Raw genomic sequence first — 20,618 nt, 5'->3', positions numbered from 1 at the left:
TGCGGGGTCCCAGGCGGCTAATCACGGCATGCCATCAGACGGCTGAAGGCGGTCAGCCATACCCGGGACCCCTAGCGCGTTCCGGAGCCTACAACTGCCCCGAATCCACGGAAATAACGGTAAGGGAAGGCGGTCACAAGTGGCATCTCGCGGAGGGGAGGGCGGGCGCGCGTCAGCGCAGGGAGTCGAGCACGGCCTCCAGCTCGTCGACGGCGTGGTCGATCTCGGCGGCGGTGACGACGAGGGGCGGGGCCAGGCGGATGGTCGAGCCGTGGGTGTCCTTGGCGAGGACGCCGCGGGCCATCAGGGCCTCGCAGACGGCGCGGCCGGAGGCGAGGTCGGGGTCGATGTCGATGCCGGCCCAGAGTCCGGCGCCGCGGACGGCGACCACGCCGCGACCGATCAGCGCGGTGAGGCGGGCGTGCAGCTGGGCGCCGCGCTCGCGGGCCAGGGCCTGGTACTCGCCGGTGGCGAGCAGCTCGACGACGGCGAGGCCGACCGCGGCGGCGAGCGGGTTGCCGCCGAAGGTCGAGCCGTGCTGCCCGGGCTGGAGCACGCCGAGCACGTCGGCGTTCGCGACGACCGCCGAGACGGGCACGATGCCGCCGCCGAGCGCCTTGCCCAGCAGGTAGACGTCCGGGACGACGTCGACGAGGTCGCAGGCGAAGGTCGCGCCGGTGCGGCCGAGGCCGGACTGGATCTCGTCGGCGATGAAGAGCACGTTGCGCCGTGCGGTGATCTCGCGCACCGCGGGCAGGTAGTCGGCCGGCGGCACGACGATGCCGGCCTCGCCCTGGATCGGCTCGATCAGCACGGCGACGGTGTCCTCGTCGATCGCGGCCTCGAGGGCCGCCGCGTCGCCGAACGGCACCGTGCGGAAGCCGGGCGTGAACGGCGCGAAGCCGTCGCGCGCCTCCGCGTCGTCGCTGAACGAGATGATCGTGGTGGTGCGGCCGTGGAAGTTGCCGGCCGCGACGATGATGTTCGCGCGTCCCGGCGCGACGCCCTTCACCCGGTAGCCCCAGGCGCGGGCGACCTTGATGCCCGACTCGACCGCCTCGGCGCCCGTGTTCATCGGCAGGACCATGTCCTTGCCGGCGAGCGCGGCGAGCGCCGTCACGAACGGGCCGAGCTTGTCGTTGTGGAAAGCGCGGCTGGTGAGGGTGACCCGCGAGAGCTGCGCGCGCGCCGCGTCCAGCAGCACCGGGTGCGAGTGGCCGAAGTTGACGGCGGAGTACGCGGCCAGGCAGTCGAGGTAGCGGCGGCCGTCGACGTCGGTGATCCACGCGCCCTCGCCGGTCGCGGCGACGACGGGCAGCGGGTGGTAGTTGTGCGCGGCGTGCGCCTCCTCCGCGGCGATCAGCTCGGCGGAACGGTCGGTCTCGGTGATGCTCATGTCGTGCCTCCTGAGGACGATCGACTCCTCAGAAGTTGTCGTACTCGAGTGCCGAGTACGACAACTTTCGCGGAGTGGTGCGGGAGAGGGGTGGTGCGGAAGGGGTGCGGCTCAGCGCCGCAGCTCGAGCGTGCAGCACTTCACGCCGCCGCCGCCGAGCAGCAGCTCGGACAGGTCGACGCCGATCGGGTGGTAGCCGCGCTCGCGCAGCTGGCGCTCGAAGCCGGCGGCGCGCGAGGCGATGACGACGTTGAGGCCGTCGGAGAAGGAGTTGAGCCCGAGGACGGACGCGTCCTCCTCCGAGACGAGGATCGCGTCGGGGTAGAGCTCGCGCAGGACGCGGTTGCCCTCCTCGCTGAACGCGCTCGGCAGGTAGGCGATGTTCGTGTCGTCGAGCACGGCGATCGCGGTGTCGAGGTGGTAGAACGACGGGTTCACCAGCTCGAGGGTGACGACCTCGCGGCCGAAGATCCGGGCGACCTCGGCGTGCGAGTCCGAGGCGGAGCGGAAGCCGGTGCCGGCGAGGATCCGCTCGCCGACGAGGAGGAAGTCGCCCTCGCCCTCGTTGACCTCGGCGGGCTCGCGCACGTCGAAGCCGGCGCCGCGGAACCAGTCCATGTAGGCCGGGCCCTCGGGCTGGCGCTCCGGATAGGTGAAGGAGGCGCCGTAGGCGATGCCGTCGATGACGAAGCCGCCGTTCGCGGCGTAGACCATGTCGGGCAGCCCGGCCTCGGGCTCGATCAGCTGCACGTCGAAGCCCAGCCCGACGTAGGTGTCGTAGAGCGTCTGCCACTGGCGCACGGCGAGGGCGGTGTCGGTGGGGACCTGCGGGTCCATCCACGGGTTGATGCGGTAGACGACGGTGAAGTGCTCGGGGCGGCACATCAGGACCGTCTTCGAGACGGCGGTACGGGTCGGGGCGGTGGCGAGCACGGCGGTGTCGGTCATTCGAGTCCTCCTGCGAAAGGATGCGGATGAGCGGACCGGGTCCAGTGGCTCCGTCCCCCGCACGGCGGGGTGGAGCACGCTCGCAGCCAGTCTTGCACGCGGGTATCCTGCGATTTTCGCCAGGCCGCGCACGGAATCGCCGGATCGAGACCGCTCGCGCAGGAGTTCTGTGCGCGGCCGCCGCAGCGGTCGGCGACCGCCTGCCGGCAGCGATCGTGACCGGATCGAGCCGATCGCCGCCGCAGCCCGCCGCTAGCCTTCGAGCACCGCCCGCCCGCGGACCCGCCCGCGACTCCCCCGGAAAGCACCGCCATGCCGTCACGCCGCCTCCCGCGCCTGCTCCCCCTCTCGCTCCTCTCCGCCGCCGCGGTGCTGCTCACCGGTCTCGGCATCGGACCGGCCGCCGCCGAGACCCGCGACGACGCGGTCTCGACCCCGGTCGCCGCCTCCGTCGCCCTCGAGCAGACCGCGCTCACCGCGGCGGACCCGCAGGAGTTCGTCCGCCCCGACGGGACGACCGGGAGCACGACGACGCGCCTCCGCGCCGACGGCGGCGCGTGGTCGCCCTCGGGCGCGGACGACGACGCGACCGTGACGATCTCCGGCTCGGTCGTGCTCTCGAACCCCGACGGACTGGGCGACCCGAGCGACTACGCGTTCTACCTCCGCGTCGAGACCCTCGACGGCACCTGGGCAGCGGAGATCGAGGACAGCCGGACGTTCTCCTTCACCCTCCCGGCCGGCCAGCCGTACTTCCTCCGCGCGGACGTCGGCGACGTCGCCGCGAGCTGGGCGCCGACCTGGTACGGCGACACCCCCGTCGCGGCGCGGGCGACCGGAGTGAGCGAGTCCGCCGCCGGCCTCGTCATCACCCTGCCGCGCGCCACGAGCGTCTCCGGCGTCGTCTCGAACCCGCAGAACGTCCCGGACGAGGACTACCACGTCCAGGCCTGGTGGGTGGAGCCGGGAACGGGCTACCTCTGGAAGCTGGACGACGACCAGCTGTACGGGCGCCGCGGACTGCAGACCCCCTGGAAGCTCGGCGGCTACGACATCCTCCCCGTCGGCTACTACGTCTTCCGACTGAAGAGCGACATCGGCAATCTCGGCGACGAGTACTTCGACGGCGTCGACCGCCTCGGCGACGCGTCCGTCGTCACCGTCCCCGTCGGCGGGCGCACCGGCATCGACTTCGCCCCGACCGAGTACCTCTGGCACGTCGCCCGGATCGCCGGCTCCGACCGCTACGCGACCGCCGTCGAGACGACCCGGGCCGTGTTCTCCCCCGGGCTCCCCGTCCTCTACGTCGCGAGCGGAGCGACGTGGCCCGACGCCCTGAGCGCCGGCCCCGCGGCGGCCGCGCAGGGCGGTGCGCTCCTGCTCACCGACCCGGACCGCCTGCCTCCCGTGGTCGCCGACGAGATCCGGCGACTCGACCCCGCCCGCATCGTCGTCGTCGGCAGCCCCCTCACGGTGTCGGATCGGGTCCTCACCGAGATCGGCCGACTCGCGCCGACCACCCGCATCGCCGGGAAGGACCGCTACGAGACCTCCCGCCGCATCGTCGAGGACGCGTTCCCGGCGGGCTCCTTCGCGGACGTCTTCCTCGCCACCGGCACGAGCTTCCCCGACGCCCTGTCCGTCGCGCCGATCGCCGGTCGCCGCGGAGAGCCGGTGCTCCTCGTCGACGGCGCCCGCGACCTCCTCGACGAGCCCACCGCCGCCGCGATCGCCCGGCTCTCGCCGGTGCGCGCGCGGCTGCTCGGCGGGATCCCGTCGATCTCGAACGGCATCCGAGACGACCTCGAGGGCCGGGGCATCGCCGAGGACGTCGGCCGCATCGGCGGGTCGGACCGCCACGACACCAGCCGCCTGCTCAACTCCGAGTACCCGCCCAGCGAGCTCACCGACACGGTCTTCCTGGCGAACGCCACCGGCTTCGCCGACGCCCTGGCCGCCGGGCCGGCGGCGGCCGCCCTCGGCGCTCCGCTGTACCTGAGCGAGCCCGGCTGCATCCCCTACGACACCTACTGGACGATGAAGGGCGCGGCGCTCGACTTCCCGGTGCTGCTCGGCGGTCCGCAGACCCTGTCCGACGACGTGGCTCGGATGCGGACCTGCTGACGGCCTCGCAGCGAGGGGTGGATCGTCGATCCGTGGCAGCGACGGCGGGGCTCGGGTAGAACGGGAGTCCCGACGAGAGGCGGCACCGTGATCGATCGCGAGGGCCTGGCCACGTTCCTCCGACGCCGCCGCGAGGCGCTGCAGCCCGAGGACGTGGGGCTCGGCCGAGGTCCGCGCCGCCGCACCGCGGGCCTGCGCCGCGAGGAGGCGGCCGCGCTCTGCCACATGTCGACCGACTACTACGCGCGGCTCGAGCGCGGCACCGGGCCGCAGCCGTCGGAGCAGATGATCGCGTCGATCGCGCAGGGACTGCACCTCTCGCTCGGCGAGCGCGACCACGTCTTCCGGCTCGCCGGCCACCGGCCACCCGCCCGGGGCAGTGCCGGCGAGCACATCGGGCCGGGGCTGCTGCGCATCCTGGACCGGCTGCAGGACACGCCCGCCGAGATCATCACCGAGCTGGGCGAGACGCTCCGGCAGTCGCCGCTCGGCGCGGCGCTGCTGGGCGACGCGTCGCTCCGCACCGGGCTCGAGCGCAGCCTCGGCTACCGCTGGTTCACCGACCCCGCGTCCCGCGCGGCGTATCCGGAGGAGGACCGCGCCGAGCTCTCGCGGGTGTTCGTCGCGGGGCTGCGCGAGGTCGCGACCCTTCGCGGTCCCGGCTCGCGGGCGGCCGAGCTGGTCGAGGTGGTCGCGGGGCGGAGCGAGGAGTTCCGGACGCTGTGGGCCGCGCACGAGGCGGGGCTGCGGCCGCCGGCGACGAAGCGGTTCCTGCATCCGTCGGTGGGGCTGCTGGAGCTGGAGTGCCAGACGCTGCTCGACCCGGAGCAGTCGCACCGGCTGCTCGTCTACACGGCGGTCCCGGGGAGCGAGAGCGCGGGGAAGCTGGAGCTGCTCGCGGTGGTCGGGGCGCGGGGCTGAGGGGCGCGGCCACACGCGGACCGCGGATCGGTGGATCGGCGGGCCCTGCCTCCGCTCGCGGGATCGGCCGAGCATGGGACGCACACCGACCAGCGACCGCCCACCGGCACCGAGGAGTCCCCATGACCCGCAGCATCCCGATCCCCGACCAGACCGGACGGCTCGCCGTCGTCACCGGCGCGAGCGACGGCATCGGCCGCGTGATCGCCTCCCGGCTCGCCGCGGCGGGGGCCGAGCTGATCCTGCCCGTGCGCTCGGCCGCGAAGGGCGAGGCGGCCGCCGCTGCGATCCGGGCAACGACCCCCGGCGCCGTCGTGAGCACGCGCCCGCTTGATCTCTCCTCGCTCCGCTCGGTCTCCGCACTGACCGACGCGCTGCTCGCCGAGGGGCGCCCGCTCGACCTGCTCGTCAACAACGCCGGCGTGATGCAGCCGCCCCAGCGGCAGCTCACCGCCGACGGCTTCGAGCTGCAGTTCGGCACCAACCACCTCGGCCACGTCGCGCTGACGCTCGGCCTGCTGCCGCTGCTCCGGAACGGCCGCGTGGTGCACCAGACCAGCGTCGCCGCGCGCAGCGGCGCGATCGACTGGGACGACCTCGACGGCGAGCGCCGCTACGACGCGATGCGCTCGTACGCGCAGTCGAAGATCGCCGTCGCCCTGTTCGCCCTCGAGCTCGACGCCCGGAGCCGCGCGGCCGGCTGGGGAGTGACGAGCACTCTCGCGCACCCCGGGATCTCGCCGACGAACCTCCTCGCGGCGCAGCCGGGCCTCGGCCGCCAGAGGGCGGTGCGCGGTCGCGGACTGATCGAGCTGCTGGCGCGCGTGGGCGTCGCCGGCACGGTCGAGAGCGCGGCGCAGCCGGCCCTGCTCGCCGCGACCGCGCCCGAGGGCGGCGGCTTCTACGGCCCGACCCGCGTGATCGGCGGCCCGGCCGCGCGCCGGACGCCGTGGGCGCCGATGCGCCGCCCGAAGGACGCCCGCCGGCTCTGGGACGTGTCCGAGCAGCTGGTCGGCAGCCGCTTCCCAGCGTGAGGACGCGTGCCGGCCGGGCGGGCGTCGCGGATCTCGATACGCCCGCTGCGCGGGCTACTCGATCAGCAAGGCCGCCTGCTGGTCGAGTAGCCCCCGCAGGCGGCGTATCCAGCAAGGCTGCTTGCTGGTCGAGTAGCCGCCGCCGGCGGCGTATCGAGACCCACGCCGCCTAACCCGGTCCCGACAGCCCCCCGGACGGGGGTCCGCAGCACGGAGCCGCGAGAGTCCTCGAAGCACCTCGACGGCTAGCATTCAGGCACCGTGTCCGCCGCGGTCCGCCGCGGATCCTCTCGAAAGATCTGCCGTGACTCCTCGCCGCCGTCGGCCGCTCGCTCCTCTCACCGCACTCGGCGTCTCCGCCGTCCTGCTCACCGGCCTCGCCGCCGGTCCGGCGCAGGCGCAGGAGGAGGCACCCCTCGGCTCGGCGACGCGGAGCGCGACCACCGACGCCTTCGACCGCGCGCTGTCGAACGCGAAGACGCAGCGCGACGACGTCGCCGTCGACCCGGCCGCCGAGATCGTCCTCTCCGGCACCATCGCGCTCGAGGACACCGACGCGGCCCACCCCGCCCCGGCCGGCGCCGCCTACCGCCTCCGCGTCGAGGACGGCGCGGGCACCGAGATCCGCACGATCGCCACCGAGGCCGCCTTCTCGCTCACCCTCCCCGGCGACGAGGCCTACTACCTCCTCGCCTCGGTCGACGGAGACGACACCTGGTACCCGACCTGGCTCGGCGACACCCCGATCGATGTCGAGGCGGACGGCGTCGGCGAGTCGCGGGCCGACCTCGCGATCAGCCTGCCCCGCGCGACCGCCGCCTCCGGCACCGTCACCGCCGCCGCGGTCACGGGCGTCTCGACCACCGACTTCGTGGTGCAGCCCTACTGGTACGAGCGCGCGTCCCAGGCCTACTACCCGTTCGACGAGGTCCGCACCTCCGGTCTCCCGGGCACGCCCGACGCCTGGACCACCGCGGAGAAGGCCCTCCCCGCCGGCGAGTGGGTCTTCCGCCTCGCCGAGTCGCAGTACCCCTCCTACGACGACCAGTACTTCCCGAAGCAGCCCCGCCTGACCAGCGCGGCGATCGTCCCCGTCCCCGCCGCCGGCCGCACCGACGTCGACTTCATCCCGACCGCCTTCGCCTCCGAGACCGGGCGGCTGGAGGGAAGCGACCGCTACGCCACCGCCGTCGCGGTGACCAGGGCCTACTTCGGCGACGACCTGCCCGTCCTCTACATCGCCAGCGGCGAGAACTGGCCGGACGCGCTCAGCGCCGGCCCCGCGGCCGCGAAGCAGGACGGCGCCCTCCTCCTCACCGACCCGAGCGAGCTGCCGGACGTCGTCGCCGCCGAGATCAAGCGCCTCACGCCGAAGAAGATCATCGTCGTCGGCAGCTCACTGTCGGTCAGCGACGCCGTCTACGAGCGGATCGCCGCGTTCGGCGCCCCGACGACCCGGATCGCCGGCTCGGACCGCTACGACACCTCGCGCAAGATCGTCGAGGACGCGTTCCCCGAGGCCGACTACGACACCGTCTTCCTCGCCACGGGCGGGAACTTCCCCGACGCCCTGTCGGTCGCACCGATCGCCGGGCGCCTCGACCAGCCGGTGCTGCTCGTCGACGGAGCGGAGCCCGTGCTCGACGCGCCGACCCGCGCCGCCCTCGACCGCCTCGATGCCGGCCGCGGCCAGCTCCTCGGCGGCACGACCACGATCTCGGCCGGCGTCGAGGCCGACCTCAGGGCCTCCGCTCTCACCGACACCGTGAACCGCATCGCGGGCTCCGACCGGCACGACACGAGCCGCCTGCTCAACGCCGCCTACCCGCCCTCGCCGCTCACCGACACCGCGTACCTCGCGACGGCCACCGGCTTCGCCGACGCCCTCGCGGTCGGCCCCGCGGCCGCCAAGGTCGGCTCGCCGCTGTACCTGAGCGAGCCGAACTGCGTGCCCCTCGACACCCGCAAGGCGCTGCAGAGCCAGAGCCTCGACCGGGTCTTCCTGCTCGGCAGCCGGCTCACCCTCTCGGCCGAGGTGAAGGACCTCCGCACCTGCTGAGCGGGCGCTGAGCCGCCGCACCCCGGCGGGAACCGGCCCGCCGTTCAGGGCCACTAGCATTCGACCATCGTGTCCGCCGCGGCCCGCCGCGCCCACCGGAAAGCTCACCGTGACTCCTCGCCGTCGGCCCTCAGCGCTCTCGCTCTCCCTGTCCACGCTCGCGGTAGGCGCCCTCGCCGTCACGGGCCTCGTCGCGGGGCCGGCCTCCGCGGCGATGGCCGCCGACGGCGCGATCAGCGGCTCCGTCACGGCGCCCGCCGTCGCCGGCTCGCACCGCTTCGTGGTGCAGGCCTGGGACGTCGGCGACGACCCGCAGGACGCTGAGCTCGTCGCCTCGACCGAGACGACCCTCGGGTCCGGCGCCCGGGGCGACTACTCCCTCACGGGCCTCGAGAACGGCTCGTACGTCGTCCGCGTCGTCGAGAAGCCGGCCGGCAGCGGCGTCCCCACCGTCGCCGACCAGTTCTGGAGGAGCACCGACTGGGTGGGCGACTCGACGAGGGTCGACGTCGCCGGCGGGCCCGTCACGGCCGTCGACTTCACTCCCGAGGCGTGGTCGTTCTCCTCGATCCGCCTCTCGGGCAGCGACCGCTACGCCACCTCCGCCGCCACCACGGCGTCCGTCGACCCCGGCGTGCCGGTGCTCTACGTCGCCAGCGGCGGCGGCTGGGCCGATGCGCTCAGCGCCGGACCCGCCGCCGCGGTCCAGGGCGGCGCGCTGCTGCTGACCGACCCGGACGCGCTCTTCCCGGTCACGCGGGCCGAGATCCAGCGCCTCGCCCCGAAGAAGGTCGTCGTGGTCGGCAGCGAGCTGACCGTCTCCGCCGCCGTCTACCAGCAGATCGACGCCGTCGCCGGCACCGTCGTGCGGATCGGCGGCACCGACCGCTACGACACCTCGCGCCTGCTCGTCGCGGACGCGTTCCCCGCCCGCTCGGCCGACGAGGTCTTCCTCGCCACCGGCAACAACTTCCCGGACGCGCTCTCGGTCGCGCCGGTCGCCGGGCGCCTCGGCGAGCCCGTGCTGCTGGTCGACGGGGCGCAGGACTCCCTCGACGCGGCCGGCCGCGCCGCGATCTCCCGCCTCGACCCCACGACCGCCGTCGTGATCGGACAGGAGCCGTCGATCTCCGCCGGAATCCAGGCCGACCTGACCTCGTCCCGCGTCGTCGAGCAGACGGAGCGCCTCGGCGGCGAGAGCCGCTACGCCACCAGCCGACTGATCAACGAGGCCTACGCTCCGGCCGAGCTCACGGACACCACCTACCTCGCCTCGGGCGAGGGCTTCGCCGACGCGCTGTCCGGAGCGACGGCCGCCGCCGCGAACGGCTCGCCGATCTCCCTCAGCCGGCCCACCTGCGTCCCGGCCGAGACGGTCGACTCGCTGAAGCGCCTGCACCTCGACTACGCGACCGTCCTGGGCAGCGAGCTCACGCTCTCCGCCGCGGTCGGCCGCGTCGCGTCCTGCTGACCCGGTGACCTCCGCAGCGCAGAGCCGCGCCCTCCTCCTCGGCATCGAGACCGGCGGCACCAAGGTCGTCGCCGCGGTCGCCGCGCGGGAGGACCCCAAGCGGATCCTCGCGAAGACGACCCTGCCCACCCGCGGTCCCGCGGAGACCCTCGGCGACCTGGCCGCGTTCACCCGCGACCACGGCGTCGAGGGCACGGTCGCGGCGATCGGCGTCGCCTCCTTCGGTCCGCTCGACGTCGACCCGGCCTCGCCCGACTACGGCCGGCTCACCTCGACGCCGAAGCTCGGCTGGGAGGGCGCCGACGTGCTCGGGCCGCTCAGCGCCGCCGCCCCCGGCGCGCGGACCGCGCTCGTCACCGACGTGAACGGCGCCGCCCTCGGCGAGGCGCGCTGGGGGGCGGGCCGGGGCGAGCCCGACTTCGTCTACCTCACGGTCGGCACCGGAGTCGGCGGCGGCATCATCGCCGGCGGCCGCCTGCTCGCCGGCAGCGGCTGGCCCGAGGTGGCGCACGTGCTGCCGCGCCGGCACCCGGAGGACCGCTTCGAGGGCACCTGCCCGTTCCACGGCGACTGCGTCGAGGGGCTCGTCGCGGGCCCGGCGATCTCGGCGCGCTGGGGCGTGGACGGCTCGAGCCTCGGCCCGGAGGACGCGGCGGCGAACCTCCGCTTCAGCTCCTACTACCTGGCCCAGCTCGTGACGACGCTGGCCTACGTCGCGGGGGTGCGCCTCGCGATCGTCGGCGGCGGTGTCGCCAAGACGCCGGGCCTGCTCGCGGCGACCGAGGCCGAGGTGGAGCGCCTGATGGGCGCCCCCGGCGCCAACGGCACGGGTGCGGCGCACCTCCGCCTGGTCCCGCCCGCCCTCGGCGACGAGTCCGGCGTCCGAGGTGCCCTCTCCCTCGCGGAGTCCCTGCTCTGACCCGCCTCCTTCCGCGAGATGCCACTTATGAGCGCGACACGCCCACGGAAGCGCTCACAAGTGGCATCTCGCGGAGGGGATCACAGGGCGTCGAGGTCGCGGAGGGCCGACTGCGCGCGGGCGAGGCGGGCCGACTCGGGCTCGTCCCACCACGTCGGGCCGCGCTCGCCGAGGCCGTGCTTGGCGAGGCCGGTCCGCCGGCGGGCCGCGGCGACGGCGTCGTCGTCGCCGGCCTTCTTCGCGATGCGCACGCCGGAGCGGCCGCGGCCGAGGTGCGACTTCAGCGCCTCGACGACGTCCTCGGGGAGGCTCGGATCGGTGCGGCGCCAGCGCCGGCCGTTCACGACCAGCCAGCGCCCGTCGGCGGTGGGCCCGTCCTCGAGGGGCTCGTCCTCGCTCACGACGCGGCGTGCGCCAGAGCCGCGTAGGCCCGCTCGGGGCCGGTCGTCCCACTCAGCGCCGCGGACAGCTCGTCCAGCCGCACCCGCGCCGCACCGTCGAGCGCGAGCATCCGCCGGGCGGCGTCCGCGAGCTCGGGCACGCCGGCCGCGTTCGGATCGAGCACCTCGGCGACCCCCGCGTCCTCGAGCGCCGCCGCGCCCGCGAACTGGTCGGTCGAGAACGGCAGCACGACGAGCGGCACCCCGGCCGTCATCGACTCCGTCACGCTGTTGTTGCCGCCGTGCGTGACCGCCAGCGCGGCCCGGCCGAGCAGCGTCACCTGCGGCAGGAAGCCGCGCACCAGCCAGCCGTCGGGGACCGCGCCGAGCGCCGACGCCGGCGTCGCGCCGGAGGCGACGGCGACGCGCACCGGCCGCCCGTCGACGGAGACTCCGGCCAGCGCCGCGACCACGCGCGCGAGCACGTCGTCGCGCACCGAGAGGAAGCTGCCGAAGCTCACGTAGACGAGCGGGGCGTCCGAGCCGGCCAGCCACTCCTCCACCTCGGCGTCGCGGGGCTCGCCGCGGACGGCCGAGCCGAGGAAGGCGTGCGGCGGCAGCTGAGCGGTGCGCGCCGCGTCGTGCAGCTCGCCGAGGTAGTTCAGCAGCAGCACGTCGCCGCTCTCGGCGAAGGCGTCGAGGCTGGGAGCGGCGGAGGGATCGAGCGCGGTCAGCGCCGCGTTCCACTCCGCGGTGAACGAGTCGCGCACCCGCTCGCAGAGCGCCCGCAGCCCGGCGAGCTCGTCGCCGGTCGGCGCGAAGGCGTCGGGCCAGACCGGCGGGAAGCCGTACACCTCGCCGGGCACGGTGAGTGCGCTGGGGTGCCCGAGCACCACGTCGCCGTAGGGCACGCCGAGCGCCCGCAGGGCGACCCGCGCGGTGAAGGCGAGGTGGTCGACGACGATCGCGTCGGGCCGCACCTCGTCGAGGATCTCGCGCAGCCGCGCCGAGACGCCGGCCGGGTCCCAGAGCAGATCGGTCAGCCGCTCGCGCGCCTGGTACTCCAGCGTCGGCACCATGCCGCGCCGGGTCGCGTCGAAGAAGCCCCGGAGCGAGTCGCCCTCGTCCGGCGCCTGCTCCTCCGCCCGGATGGTGCCGGGGTTGGAGCCGCGGCCGAGGCGCAGCGGGACGTGCTCGAAGCCGAAGCCGTCGACGATCGAGCGGGTCGCCTCCCCCGTCGCCACCACGACGCGCTCCCCGGCCGCGCGCCAGGCGGTGCCGAGGGTCGCGAGCGGCAGCAGATGCGAGGCGTAGTCCGGGCTGACGATCAGCAGGGTCACGAGGCGCCCAGCACGAGGTCCGAGCCGAGCGGGCGCTCCTGCTCCGCGGTCGCCCGCCAGTAGACGGCCGAGAGCGCGTGCGCCATCGCCCCGATCGTGTAGCGCTCGAGCACCATGGCCCGGCCGCGCTCGGCGGAGTACTCGGCGAGCGGACCCGCGGCGACGTCGAGCGCGAGGCACGCGGCGACGGCGAGCGCCTCGTGATCGGAGGTGTCGACCAGGAAGCCGGTGACACCCTCCTCCACGTAGGTCGCCGGGCCGCCGGTCGCCGGGGCGACCACGGGCAGCCCCCCGGCGAGCGCCTCGAGGAGCGCGATGCCGAACTCCTCCTTGACACTCGCGCAGACGTACGCGCCACCGGCCGCGGCGAGCCCGGGCCGGCCGTGCCGCACCGCGCCGAGCCAGCGCGCCACCGTGCCGTTGGGGCGGTGACCGGCCAGCAGGAGACCGCCCGCCGAGTCGGACCGGGCGGCGACCGCGCGGATCCGGTCGAGCTGCTCCGTCTCGTCGGGCGTCGGCTCGGCGAGATCGCCGCCGACCAGGAGGAGGTTCGCCCGCTCGCGCAGCGGCGACGACGCCCACGCCTCGGCCAGCGTCGCCATGCCCTTCACCCGGTGCAGGCGGCCGACGCTGAGCAGCAGCGGCAGACCGCGGCGCTCCGGCGGCAGCTCGGCCAGCAGCACGTCGAGGGCGGAGAGGTCGTCACCGGCGTCGAGTGCGACCGACTCGCCGGCGGCGGCGGCGCGGGCCGCCTCCTCGCCGCGCTCGACCAGCCGCACGTCGATCCCCTCCGGGACGATCGTGTGCCGCTCCGGATGCGCCGTGATGTCGATGCCGAGCATGTCGCGCATCGTCTCGGCGAGCTCGGCGCGGGGGAAGAGCACGGTGTGCGCGGCGTCGGCGGCGAGGCGCTGCACGAGGCGCACGCGGAACCAGAAGTGCTCGACGGAGTCGCGGTCGCCGAAGTCGGCGCGGGAGAGGGTGCCCGCGGCGTCGAGCCCGGCGATCAGGGCGTGCGGGTCGGGCGCGACGGTGAAGACGACGGGGATCTCGAGCTCGCGCGCGACCGCCGCCGCGGCGAGCGAGCCGACGTCGGCCATCCGCAGGTGCAGGACGTCGACGCGGCCCGCCGCGCGGAGGATTCGCCGGATCCCGCGCTCGGCGGCGATGCGGCGCGGCCAGGCCAGCGGCATCGGCACGGCGGCGCCGACGAACGGCACCGGAGCGAAGCCGTGGCCCGCCGCGGGCAGCTCGGCCAGGGCACGCTCGGCCTCGGCCGGGGTGCCGCGGGAGAGGGTGAGGACGCGGTCGATGCAGTCCTCCTCGGTCAGCGCGTCGCCGAGCCGGACCAGGAGGGTCGCGATACCGCCGTTGTCGCCGGCGCCGACGCGGGTGAGGGTGCCGTCGATGTCGGCGTGCACGAAGAGCTGCGCGACGGTGGGGCCGGCGTCGGCGACCGGGGCGATCGCGCGGTCGGCGAGCGCGACGCGCGCGACGGGGCCGAGCGGCTCCGGCATCTCGCCGAGCCGGGCGAGCATCAGCGCGGCGTCGTCGGAGGGCCGCTCGCCCAGCGCGTCTGCGGCCGCGGCCCGCGCCTCGAACACCTCGCCCTCGTCGGCGGCGGTGTGCAGCAGGGTCCGCTCGGCGATCGCGCCGGGGACCAGGCCGATCGTCTCGACGTAGCGCGCGCGGACGTCGCGGTCGCGCTCACCGATCAGCGCACCCTCGAGCGCGAGCGCGACGAGATCGGGGGTGGACGACGCCCAGAGCAGCAGGGTGCGCTGGGCGAGCATCCCCGCGAAGCCGCCGTCGCGGATCATCCGCAGCAGCGGGCCGACGGCGGCCGGCCGCGGCATGCGTCCGCCGAACGCCCAGGCGGCGTGCTCGCGGATGAAGGCCCGCTCGTCGGCGAGCAGGCGCAGGAGCGCGAGGTCCGCCTCCTCGTCGAAGACCTGCGCGAGCGAGTGCACGGCGGCGATGGCGGTGAGCTGGTCGGCGGGGTCGAGGGCCGCGCGGGTGAGCAGGCGGACCGCCCGCCCGCCCCCGTCGCTGACGGCGGCGATGGTCAGCGCATCGGCCGCCCGGATGGCCTCGAGGAGGGTGGGCGCCGCGCGCACGGCGTCGAGAACGGTCTGCGTGGCCACGGATCACCTGGTCTGTCGGAGCGGAGGAGCGGCACGCCACAGGGACGGCCCCCACGAGCATGCCGCCCGGGACCCTGGGAAATCACTACTTGCGCCGCAACTCCCCCCGCGCTAGCTCCCCCTGTCAAGGGGGTACCCCCCGAGACTTCGCTTTCCGCGAGATGCCACTTGTGCACGCGACACGCCGTGGAAAGCGCGCACAAGTGGCATCTCGCGGCGGGGGATCAGGGCGCAAGCCACTCCAGGAGTCGCGGGAGGGGCCACGTCGTGACGATGCGATCCGGGGGGACCGCGAGGCGCTCGGCGCGCTCGGCGCCGTAGTCGAGGAGGCCGAGCTGGCCGGGGGCGTGCGCGTCGCTGTCGATCGAGAAGAGGCAGCCGGCGTCGAGGGCCAGGGCGATCAGCTCGTCCGGCGGGTCCTCGCGCTCGGGGCGGGAGTTGATCTCGACCGCGGTCCCGTGCTCGGCGCAGGCGCGGAAGACGGCGCCGGCGTCGAAGGACGACGGCGGCCGAGTGCCGCGCTCCCCGCTGATCAGCCGCCCGGTGACGTGCCCGAGCACGCGGGTCCGCGGATGAGCCGCCGCCGCGACCAGCCGCGCCGTCATCTCGCGGCTCGGCATCCGCAGCTTCGAGTGCGCGCTCGCGACCACGACGTCCAGCCGCGCCAGCATCTCCTCCGACTGGTCGAGCGCGCCGTCCTCCAGCACGTCGACCTCGATCCCGCTCAGGAGCCGCAGCTCGCCGGTGTCGAGACCCGCCAGGTGCTCGAGCTGCTCGGCCAGCCGCTCGGCGCTCAGCCCGTGCGCGACCCGCAGGCGCGGCGAGTGGTCGGTCAGCGCGAGGTACTCGTGACCGAGCGCGCGGGCCGCGTCCGCCATCGCGGCGATCGGCGTCGCTCCGTCCGACCACTCGCTGTGGCTGTGCAGATCACCGCGGAGGAGGCTCCGCAGCGCGCTCTCGGGCAGCGAGGCGGTGCCGCGCAGCTCGGCCAGGTAGTCGGGCACGCGCCCCTCGAGCGCCTGGCTGATCACGGTGAAGGTGGTGTCGCCGATGCCGGGCGCCGCGCGCACGCGGGCGAGATCGCGCCGCTCGCCCTCGGCCATGCCCTCGAGCACGGCGAGCGCCTTCCGGAACGCCTTCGCGCGGTACTTCGACGCGCGCTCCTGCTCGAGCAGGGCGGCGATCTCCTGCAGTGCCGCGAGCGGATCCATGACCCCCGGTCTAGCAGACGCGCGCTCCTGAGTGATCGCCGAGCGCTCTTGCCCGCGGCCGAAGACGCGATATATCGTGACTCTCATCAACTCGCGCTATATCGCGTCGAGCATTCACAGCACGATCGCCCATCCGGGCGCAGGAGGAGGAGCACCATGTCGCTCGAGAAATGGCTCGTGCAGGCGGGCGAATCGAAGGTCATCGACCTCGACGTCGTCCGCGCGATCAAGATCGCCCTGGTCGGCGGTCAGATCGACGTCATCGGGCACGACGAGCCCACCGCCCGCGTCGAGGTGCACAGCGTCTCCGGCCGCCCGCTCAAGGTGTCGATGGACGGCGACCGCCTCGAGGTCGACCACATCCAGCTGCGCTGGGACACCGTCGTCGACGTCGCGAAGGGCCTCGGCCGCAAGGGCGACCGCGCCGACGTCAGCCTCCTCGTCCCCCGCGGTGTCGCCCTGAAGTTCGACACCGTCTCGGCCGACGGCCTCGTCTCCGGCCTGCACTCCGACGCCCGCGTCTCCACGGTCGGCGGCGACATCGTCATCGACGGCCTGCACGGCGACATCGAGGCGAACACCGTCCACGGCGAGCTCTCCGTGCGCAACCACACCGGCCGCGTCGTCGCGCACACCGTCTCGGGCGACGTCACCACCGCGGGCGCCCTCACCCGCTTCTCCGTCGACGGCGTCTCGGGCAGCGTCTTCGTCGACGCCGAGCAGACCCCCGACGAGATCCAGTGCAACACCGTCAGCGGCGACCTGACCATCCGGATCGACGAGGGCCTCGGCGCCCGCTACCGGATCAACACCGCCACCGGCACCCTGCAGCTCGACGGGGAGGCGGTGAAGGGAACGTTCGGCCGCGGCTACACCGCGACCACCGGCTCGCTCGACTCGAAGTGGGTCGACGTGACCGCCAACTCCGTGACGGGCGACGTCACCGTCGTCCGCCGCACCCCCGCCGCGCCCGCCGAGCAGCGCCTCACCGACGCGAGCTCGCTGTGAGCCCCGTCTTCGCGCACGGACGCCTGCGCCTCTACCTGCTCAACCTCCTCGCCGAGTCGCCCAAGCACGGCTACGAGCTCATCCAGGCTCTCAGCGAGCGCTTCGGCGGCACCTACTCCCCCAGCGCCGGCACGGTCTACCCGCGTCTGGCGAAGCTCGAGGAGGAGGGCCTCGTCACCAAGGAGGCCGACGGCCGCAAGACCGTCTACTCCATCACCGACGCCGGCCGCGCCGAGCTGGAGAACCGCGCGACCGACCTGGGCGACATCGAGGAGGAGCTGACCGACTCCGTCCGCCGCCTGGCCGACGAGGTGCGCCTCGGCGTCGCGGAGGCGATGAAGAGCCTCCGTGCCGATCTGGCGAGCGCCGCCCGCGACTCGCGTCCGTCCCGCGGCGGGCCGGAGCACTCGGCCGAGACACCCGCCGAGCCCGCACCGGAGGAGCGCCCGCAGGATGCTCCGTCCGCCGAGACCCCGCGCGCCGACACCGCACCCGCCGACACCGCACCGGCCGACGCGCGCGCCGCCTCCCGACTCGCCCTGCGCGACGCGGAGGTGCTGCTCACCGAGTTCCGCGACGAGCTGCGCGCCGAGCTGCGCACGGCCGCCGCGCACGGCTCCGTGAGCGCGGCGAGCACCACCGCCCTCCGCGAGGCGCTCGACCAGGCGCGCGCCGCGGTCCGCTCCACGCTGGGCTGACGCCCGACCGCACGACCGCACGACCGCTGACGGCGGGGATCCTCTCGGGGGTGCCCGCCGTTCGCTCGTCCGCCGGCTGCCGAGACGCGCACCGGCGGGCTCGCGGCTCCGGCCTCGTCTCGCCGAATCAGGCGGTGCCGGCGTGCCGGGGTGATTCCCGCGTGCCGAAGGTGCCGGACCGCACGAGCCCGACGATTCGGCTCGCGAAATCGCCCCGGGCTCGCGGAACCGGGCCGTTCCGACGTGCCGGAGTCGTTTTCACGTGCCCGAGGTGGACGGACAACCCGGGACGGAAGGTTCGGCTCGCGAAATCCGCCCCGGCTCGCGGAATCGGGCAATTCCCGCGTGCCGAAGCGGTTTCCACGTGCCGGAGGTAGCCGAGCCGGATGTTCGGCTCGTGTTTCCGGCTCGGGCTCGCGGAATCGGACGATTTCAGCGTGCCGGAGTGATTTTCGCGTGCCGAAGGTGGCGGACAACCCGGAATCGGAGGTTCGGCTCGCGAATCCGGCTCGGGCTCGCGGAATTCAGCGATTCCCGCGTGCCGAAGGGGGCTCCTCGTGCCGAAAGTGGCGGAGCGGATATTCGGCTCGTGGTTCCGAGTCGGGCTCGCGGAATCGGACAATTCCAGCGTGCCGAAGCGGTTTCCACGTGCCGAAGGTCACCGAGGTCGATGTTCGGCTCGCGAGTCCGGCTCGGGCTCGCGGAATCGCGCGGTTCCCGCGTGCCGAAGCGGTTTCCACGTGCCCGAGATGGCCGGGCGGCGTCGCGCCGACCCACTCCTCCCGGACGACGCACCCTCCCCTCCACCCCGCCGCCCCCTCGCCGACCACCCGCCCCCTTGCGCTCCGCCGCTCCAGGACTATATTTCCTATAGGATCTTTTGTGCGGCCGACGCCGGTCGCATCGAGTGCAAGGGAGCACTGATGAGCGAGAGCACACCCGCGCGGACCGCCCCGGGGGCGCCGAACCTGCAGGGGGCGCAGTCCTGGGACGGCGTCGATTCGATCGACGTCGACTGGAACCCCGACAGCTGGACCGCCGAGACCTGGCCGATCGCCACCTGTCTGCACGGGATCCCGCCCGTCGGCCGCGACGGCGTCGCCCTGCACGACGCGGCCCCCGAGGTCTGGGACGACATGTTCGCTCAGGTCGAGCAGGTCGGCTTCACCCTTGCCGAGCTGGCCGACAGCCACGTCCGCCCCGCCGATCTGGAGCCCTCGCGCCGCGACGAGTTCCTCAGCATCGCGAAGGCGCACGGCGTCGGCATCCCCTCCGTGCACCTGCAGCGCCAGAGCGTGATCATGCCCGGGCACGAGGAGAAGAACCTCGCCTACGCGCACCGCACCATCGACGCCGCGGCCGAGTGGGGCATGCAGGTCTTCTCGACGGGGCTGCACCAGCCGTTCAGTGCCGCGCAGAAGCGCGCGCTCTGGTTCTGGACCGCGCAGGGCCCGAAGGACCCCGACGACCCCGAGGTCTGGAACGCCGCCGTCAGCCGCATCCGCGAGCTCGGGAAGCACGCCGCCGACGTGGGCCTCCCGCTCGCGCTCGAGCTCTACGAGGACACCTACCTCGGCACCGCCGACAGCGCCGTCCGCTTCGTCGAGGACGTGGGCCTGGACAACGTCGGCCTCAACCCCGACGTCGCGAACCTGATCCGCCTGCACCGCCCCGTCGAGGACTGGCGCGAGCTGTTCGCGAAGACGCTCCCCTACGCCAACTACATGCACGTGAAGAACTACACCCGCGACGAGTCGGCCGACGGCTCCTGGGCCACGTCGGTCCCCTCGACCATGGAGGCCGGTCTCATCAACTACCGCCAGGTGATCCGCGACGCGGTCGAGGGCGGCTTCCGCGGCATCCTCCTCGCCGAGCACTACGGCGGCGACAGCCTCGGCATGTGCTCGACCAACCAGACCTACCTCCGCTCGCTGCTGCCCCGCGCAGCCCGGGCCTCGCAGTAAGGGACGACAGACATGAGCGACACCACCACGACCAGCCGCACCATCGCCGTCGTCGGCTCCGGCTACATGGGCGGAGGGATGGCCCAGGTCCTCGCGCTCTCCGGCGCCACCGTCGTCATCGCCGACATCTCCGAGGAGATCGCCCGCAGCAACTACGAGCGCCTGCTCACCGAGACCGCGCAGTTCGTCGCCGACGGCCTCTTCCCCGAGGACGCGGTCGAGCGCATCCGGCAGAACCTCTCCCCCGCCGCCTCGATCGAGGAGGCCGTCGCGACCGCCGACTTCATCGAGGAGGCCGTGCCCGAGAAGATCGAGATCAAGCACGAGACCCTGCGCCGCATCAGCGCGGCCGCCCGCCCCGACGCCGTGATCGGCTCGAACACCTCGACCATCCTGATCGGCTCGCTGGCCGAGGCCGTGACCAACCCGGAGCGCTTCCTCGGCGTGCACTTCTCCAACCCGGCGCCGTTCATCCCCGGCGTCGAGCTGATCCCGCACGCCGGCACCGCCGAGAGCGCGATCGCGCTGGCCGAGGAGATCGTCGCGGCGACCGGCAAGGAGACCGCGCGGGTCAAGGACTCCACCGGCTTCGTGCTCAACCGCCTGCAGTACGCGCTCTTCCACGAGGCGACGCAGATCGTCGAGGAGGGCATCGCCACCCCCGAGGACATCGACACGATCGTCCGCACCACCTTCGGCTTCCGCCTCCCCGTCTTCGGCCCGTTCGCGATCGCCGACATGGCCGGTCTCGACGTCTACGCCTTCTGCTACGCCTCGCTGCAGACCCGCTGGCCCGAGCGCTTCGCCACCCCGGAGTCGCTGGCCGCGCTGGTCGAGGCCGGCAAGTTCGGCACCAAGTCCGGCGCCGGCTACCTCGACGTGCCCTCCGAGCGCACCGCGGAGCTGATCGCGTACCGCAACCGCGCCTACGTCGCCATCAAGAAGCTCATGGACGAGCTCGGCCCCGCGCCGATCGCCTGACGCGCCGACCGAGAAGGAGC

Annotated in this window: 16 protein-coding genes; 10 read left to right on the top strand and 6 right to left on the bottom strand. The window is 74.1% G+C overall.

Annotation, left to right across the window (positions count from 1 at the left end):
• Nucleotides 1-172 precede the first annotated feature (172 nt).
• Together rocD and ddaH are read right to left on the bottom strand one after the other, a co-directional pair.
• Nucleotides 173-1,396 (bottom strand): ornithine--oxo-acid transaminase, encoded by a 1,224-nt coding sequence (rocD, locus tag GSU72_RS01560; RefSeq protein ID WP_159983144.1) that lies wholly within the window; start codon nt 1,394-1,396, stop codon nt 173-175.
• Nucleotides 1,397-1,507: 111 nt separating this feature from the next.
• The gene (ddaH, locus tag GSU72_RS01555) at nt 1,508-2,344 is read right to left on the bottom strand and encodes a dimethylargininase (protein WP_159983142.1); all 837 of its coding nucleotides are present in this window, start codon (nt 2,342-2,344) and stop codon (nt 1,508-1,510) included.
• A gap of 312 nt (nt 2,345-2,656) precedes the next feature.
• Between ddaH and GSU72_RS01550 the strand changes: the two genes are divergently transcribed.
• The 6 genes from GSU72_RS01550 to GSU72_RS01525 all read left to right on the top strand — a co-directional run bounded on the left by GSU72_RS01550 (nt 2,657) and on the right by GSU72_RS01525 (nt 10,872).
• Nucleotides 2,657-4,468, top strand: a complete 1,812-nt coding sequence (locus GSU72_RS01550; protein WP_159983140.1) for a cell wall-binding repeat-containing protein — start codon at nt 2,657-2,659, stop codon at nt 4,466-4,468.
• Nucleotides 4,469-4,555: 87 nt separating this feature from the next.
• On the top strand, nt 4,556-5,389 hold the full coding sequence (locus tag GSU72_RS01545) for a helix-turn-helix transcriptional regulator (RefSeq protein WP_159983138.1): 834 nt from the start codon (nt 4,556-4,558) through the stop codon (nt 5,387-5,389).
• A gap of 122 nt (nt 5,390-5,511) precedes the next feature.
• Nucleotides 5,512-6,423: an SDR family oxidoreductase gene (locus GSU72_RS01540; RefSeq protein WP_159983136.1), complete on the top strand. Its 912-nt coding sequence runs from the start codon at nt 5,512-5,514 to the stop codon at nt 6,421-6,423.
• A gap of 304 nt (nt 6,424-6,727) precedes the next feature.
• Nucleotides 6,728-8,482, top strand: coding sequence for a cell wall-binding repeat-containing protein (locus GSU72_RS01535; RefSeq protein WP_159983134.1), 1,755 nt, complete (start codon nt 6,728-6,730; stop codon nt 8,480-8,482).
• Nucleotides 8,483-8,591: 109 nt separating this feature from the next.
• Entirely contained in the window at nt 8,592-9,953 is a 1,362-nt protein-coding gene (locus tag GSU72_RS01530) for a cell wall-binding repeat-containing protein (RefSeq protein ID WP_159983132.1), read from the top strand.
• A gap of 4 nt (nt 9,954-9,957) precedes the next feature.
• The gene (locus GSU72_RS01525) at nt 9,958-10,872 is read left to right on the top strand and encodes an ROK family protein (protein WP_159983130.1); all 915 of its coding nucleotides are present in this window, start codon (nt 9,958-9,960) and stop codon (nt 10,870-10,872) included.
• 80 nt (nt 10,873-10,952) lie between these two features.
• Here GSU72_RS01525 and GSU72_RS01520 read toward each other — a convergent pair whose 3' ends face one another.
• The 4 genes from GSU72_RS01520 to GSU72_RS01505 all read right to left on the bottom strand — a co-directional run bounded on the left by GSU72_RS01520 (nt 10,953) and on the right by GSU72_RS01505 (nt 15,947).
• The gene (locus tag GSU72_RS01520; protein ID WP_159983128.1) at nt 10,953-11,273 is read right to left on the bottom strand and encodes a biopolymer transporter Tol; all 321 of its coding nucleotides are present in this window, start codon (nt 11,271-11,273) and stop codon (nt 10,953-10,955) included.
• Nucleotides 11,270-12,592 (bottom strand): glycosyltransferase, encoded by a 1,323-nt coding sequence (locus tag GSU72_RS01515; RefSeq protein WP_159983126.1) that lies wholly within the window; start codon nt 12,590-12,592, stop codon nt 11,270-11,272. The genes GSU72_RS01520 and GSU72_RS01515 overlap by 4 nt, the downstream gene beginning before the upstream one ends.
• Nucleotides 12,589-14,736, bottom strand: coding sequence for a glycosyltransferase (locus tag GSU72_RS01510; RefSeq protein WP_159983124.1), 2,148 nt, complete (start codon nt 14,734-14,736; stop codon nt 12,589-12,591). The genes GSU72_RS01515 and GSU72_RS01510 overlap by 4 nt, the downstream gene beginning before the upstream one ends.
• A gap of 224 nt (nt 14,737-14,960) precedes the next feature.
• Nucleotides 14,961-15,947, bottom strand: coding sequence for a PHP domain-containing protein (locus GSU72_RS01505; RefSeq protein WP_159983122.1), 987 nt, complete (start codon nt 15,945-15,947; stop codon nt 14,961-14,963).
• Between the two features lie 156 nt (nt 15,948-16,103).
• Here GSU72_RS01505 and GSU72_RS01500 point away from each other — a divergent pair, with 156 nt between their 5' ends.
• From GSU72_RS01500 to GSU72_RS01485, 4 genes are all read left to right on the top strand, one after another.
• Complete coding sequence (locus tag GSU72_RS01500) at nt 16,104-16,955, top strand: DUF4097 family beta strand repeat-containing protein (RefSeq protein WP_159983120.1); 852 nt, start codon at nt 16,104-16,106, stop codon at nt 16,953-16,955.
• Nucleotides 16,952-17,653: a PadR family transcriptional regulator gene (locus GSU72_RS01495; RefSeq protein WP_159983118.1), complete on the top strand. Its 702-nt coding sequence runs from the start codon at nt 16,952-16,954 to the stop codon at nt 17,651-17,653. Before GSU72_RS01500 ends, GSU72_RS01495 begins: the two co-directional genes overlap by 4 nt.
• Nucleotides 17,654-18,576: 923 nt before the next feature.
• Complete coding sequence (locus GSU72_RS01490) at nt 18,577-19,617, top strand: sugar phosphate isomerase/epimerase family protein (protein WP_159983116.1); 1,041 nt, start codon at nt 18,577-18,579, stop codon at nt 19,615-19,617.
• 12 nt (nt 19,618-19,629) lie between these two features.
• Complete coding sequence (locus GSU72_RS01485) at nt 19,630-20,598, top strand: 3-hydroxyacyl-CoA dehydrogenase family protein (protein WP_159983114.1); 969 nt, start codon at nt 19,630-19,632, stop codon at nt 20,596-20,598.
• Nucleotides 20,599-20,618 lie beyond the last annotated feature (20 nt).

This window comes from Rathayibacter sp. VKM Ac-2760 (genome assembly GCF_009834185.1).
GTDB lineage: Bacteria > Actinomycetota > Actinomycetes > Actinomycetales > Microbacteriaceae > Rathayibacter.
Note: the sequence above shows the minus strand (reverse complement) of the source record. Positions and strands in the feature narration are given on the sequence as shown.